Consider the following 3,345-nt stretch of genomic DNA (forward strand, 5'->3'; position numbering starts at 1 on the left):
TGACCCGCCGCATCACCCGCGGCCAACCCGCACGCCGCCAAGCCCGCCGCACCTTCACCCGGACCTGATCAACCCGATCTCAAACACGCTCTGAGATAGGTGACAGCGAGTTGTATGGCCGTTTCAGGCCGAAGTTGTACGTGCTCCGCCGGGTATTCGGTAGGTACACCGCCGAAATCGAACCTGAGTCCCTCGGTCGGGATTTCCACTGTGGGGTCGTTGAGGTAGCCGCCGTCGTCGGCGATGTGCACCGCGAAGGCATGGGTGGGGTGACCGAGGCCGATCTGAATGCCGGGTGGCAGGTCGTCCGGGTCGCTGGTGTCGCTGGTGTCGCTGGTGTCGCTGAAGATGGTCAGCACGACGGGCTCGCCGGCCTGCTGGACTTCGCGAAGTAGTGCCTCCAGGGCGTCGGGGTCGGTCAGTTCGACCTCGTGGTTGTCGCGCTGGTCGCCTCGGTCGTAGGTCCAGGTCACCTTCATGCGATCGCCTTTCCGTTTCCGGTGTAGGTACGCCAATGGCGTACCTGACCGTCATCGTCGCGTACGTAGACGGCCAGCTGCGCGCCGGCTGGCAGCAGCCGGGAGAGGATCTTCTCGCAGCCGTAGGGTGTGTAGTCGCAGGGGGGATTGTTCGTCACCACGGCCGCCCGGTTGATGTGGTCGCGGCGCATCCGTGCGGCAAGCTTGGCCTCCAGATGGTCGGTCGTGGTGGCGATGAGCTTGTAGGCCGGCTTGAGATCGTCGGCGGCGGCCGGGTCACGGCCAGACCTCATCGGTATCCGCTCGCCACCGATCAACGCCACACCGGAGGTGGGGTCTTTCGCTTGCCGTCGAGGCAGGTCCCGAGCCGCATCGGTCACCCAGTCGGGCAACGGCTCGGGTGGGGCAGTCGCTTCGGTCGCACTCGCAGAGGTGTCGTGCGTGACGGGCGGTCGGCTGATATCGCTGCCACCGCCCATGGTCAATTTCCCAGCTCACCGACCTGCCGAGCCTGGGCCAGCGCCGTGTCGACGTGCTGTCGGGCTTCGATCCCGCGGGTCCGGACGGTCGCCAGGACCTGCAGCACCTGATGCAACCGCGACAGCGTGGGACCAGGCTGTCCTCCCTGCAACGCCGCCGTGATCAGCCGTCGCGTGTCGTCGACCGCGGATCCGGCCGCAGCGACATGGCCGTCGACGGCGGTCAGCGCGGCCACGACCGGCGTGAGCGCGGCGATCGTCTCCTGCGGCGACGGCTGCTGCGGCACGGCGCTCAGCGACCGCGACGCCTCACCCAGGACCCCGCCGGCCTGAGCCAGCCGAGACCGAGCCTGCTGGAGCACTTGGCGGGCGCGAGCCAACCCCACAGCGATGCCGACGAAGCCGAAGGCCACCGCCCGAGCGGCGATCTGATCGACCGCATGGTCGACAGCGCCGGCCTCCTGCTGCGTCCGGTCCACGCCGGCCGTCATCGCCTGTATGTCAGCACCAATGCCGTCGATCAGCGACATCGCGTCACCCTCCAGGCTCCGAGTCCGCCCAGGACTGGCAGCGTAGAGACGAGTGCCGTTGAAACACAACGAATGCGCAGAACCGCGTCGCTGTTGCGGCGGGCGTGCTCGTCCGCCGTCACCGGGGCAGGCGGCGGGAGCAGGCGCCGTCGTGGTCGGCGCGGAGCAGGCAGCGCCGGCCGCCGGGCATTCGCAGGTCGCAGAAGACCCGGTGACGTACGTGCTGGTTGTCCTCTTCCGAGACGGTGATCTCTCCCGGGTCGGTCTGCGGCAGCACCAGCAGCCACCGGCTGATTACCCGGGCCAGCCGCTGCGCGGCCGGCAGGTCGGCGGCGGCGACGGGCACGTGGACGACGTACCGCTGGGTCATGCCTGGTTTCCGCGGTCGGCGCGGGCTCGGGCCTGCGCGGACTGCCAGCGGCGCAGCGCGTCCTTGATGACGGCGGTCTCCCGGCGGCTGGCGGCCAGGGCGGCGTAGACGGTGGCCATCTCGCCGGCGACGCGGTCGAGGAAGTCGTAGACGTCGGCCGGTTCCAGGCCGCGGCGTCCGAGCCCGACCGACCTGAAGCGGCGCTCACGCACCTGCCATGGCAGCAGACTGGTGTACGCCGAGGAGCGGTAAACCCTTTCCGGTCGCTGGTCGCGGACGCTCATCTGCTGCCTGCCTCTCCCTCGTGGACTGGAAGGGGCGGCCCGCCCGCCCTCCCCGCACGCACGGGCCACCCCGCCCTGCCGCCGCAGCTTCGATCAGCGGTACGACGCCAGAGCCTGTGATCATCCTGTGACGGTGCGCAGCATCGAAGCAACGTTCCACGGCAGAATTCTTCCCAGAGGTATTGACTTTCTTTGCTGCTACCGATAGTCGTTACATGATCACGTGACGCAATGTTGCGCGACGGAACCAGGGAGTGTCCGGGTGACCGAGGACGTCGGGTCGACCGTGCCGCGCCGGCAACTCGGCCGGCTGCTACGCCAGTACCGCACCGAGGCGGGCGTGACCCTCGACGCCGCCGCCGAGGCCCTCGAATACAGCCGGCAGAAGATCTGGCGAATCGAATGCGGCATGGGCCCGGTCCGGGTCCTCGACGTCAAGGCGATGTGCGAGCTGTACGGGGTGTCCGCCGAGATGACCGAGGCGATGCGCGGGCTCGCCACGGAGACGAAGTCCAAGGGCTGGTGGCACGCGTACGGCGACGCGGTCCCGAGCTGGTTCGAGCTGTACGTCGGCTTGGAATCCGCTGCCGCCTCACTGCGGCAGTATCAGGAGACCGTGATCCCGGGCCTGCTGCAGACCCGCGAATACATCCGGGCACTCGCGCGCATCGACCAGCCCGCCGCGAGCGACGAGGAACGCGAGCACGCGGTTCAGGTCCGTCTACAGCGGCAGAGCCTGCTGACTCGCCGCCTGCCGCAACCTCCCAAGCTGGACGTAATCATCTCCGAGGCAGTCATTCGGCGTCGGGTCGGTGGTGAGGCCGTCATGACCGGCCAGCTGAGCGCGCTCGTGCACGCTTCCGCACGGGCGAACGTCTCGCTCCGGGTGGTGCCATTGGATGCGGGTCCGCACGTCGGTGCCGTCGCAGGCTCGTTCGTCATCCTGGACTTCCCGGCCACCAAGGGCGGCCGGGCGGCACCCGAGCCGTCAGTCGTGTACAGCGAGTCGCTCACCGGAGCGCTTTACCTTGACAAGCCTGCGGAACTGCAGGCTTACGAGGTCGCCTTCGCCAGTGCCGCTCGCCTGGCACAAGGTGAGGCAGAATCATTAGAGCGTGTTTGAGAAGGTCTGTTGTGGACGGCGTGGTGGCATGACTTCCACCGGCGAGACGGGCAGGGTGGCGCGGTGTCTGCACGCCGTGG

The 3,345-nt window shown here is 68.4% G+C and carries 6 protein-coding genes; 1 reads left to right on the forward strand and 5 read right to left on the reverse strand.

The features are described 5' to 3' along the window. Positions 1-68 precede the first annotated feature (68 nt). The 5 genes from ACWENR_RS30135 to ACWENR_RS30155 form a co-directional block, all read right to left on the reverse strand. Positions 69-479 (reverse strand): Imm1 family immunity protein, encoded by a 411-nt coding sequence (locus ACWENR_RS30135; protein WP_452280330.1) that lies wholly within the window; start codon positions 477-479, stop codon positions 69-71. Continuing rightward, complete coding sequence (locus tag ACWENR_RS30140) at positions 476-958, reverse strand: DddA-like double-stranded DNA deaminase toxin (RefSeq protein ID WP_452280331.1); 483 nt, start codon at positions 956-958, stop codon at positions 476-478. Before ACWENR_RS30140 ends, ACWENR_RS30135 begins: the two co-directional genes overlap by 4 nt. A gap of 2 nt (positions 959-960) precedes the next feature. Then, positions 961-1,488, reverse strand: a complete 528-nt coding sequence (locus ACWENR_RS30145) for a DUF6244 family protein (RefSeq protein ID WP_452280332.1) — start codon at positions 1,486-1,488, stop codon at positions 961-963. A 118-nt stretch (positions 1,489-1,606) separates the two neighbouring features. Continuing rightward, positions 1,607-1,858, reverse strand: coding sequence for a hypothetical protein (locus tag ACWENR_RS30150; RefSeq protein WP_452280333.1), 252 nt, complete (start codon positions 1,856-1,858; stop codon positions 1,607-1,609). Then, positions 1,855-2,142 (reverse strand): DivIVA domain-containing protein, encoded by a 288-nt coding sequence (locus ACWENR_RS30155; RefSeq protein ID WP_452280334.1) that lies wholly within the window; start codon positions 2,140-2,142, stop codon positions 1,855-1,857. The genes ACWENR_RS30150 and ACWENR_RS30155 overlap by 4 nt, the downstream gene beginning before the upstream one ends. A 262-nt stretch (positions 2,143-2,404) precedes the next feature. Between ACWENR_RS30155 and ACWENR_RS30160 the strand changes: the two genes are divergently transcribed. Continuing rightward, positions 2,405-3,265 (forward strand): helix-turn-helix domain-containing protein, encoded by an 861-nt coding sequence (locus tag ACWENR_RS30160; protein ID WP_452280335.1) that lies wholly within the window; start codon positions 2,405-2,407, stop codon positions 3,263-3,265. Positions 3,266-3,345 lie beyond the last annotated feature (80 nt).

Source organism: Micromonospora sp. NPDC004336 (assembly GCF_053602615.1).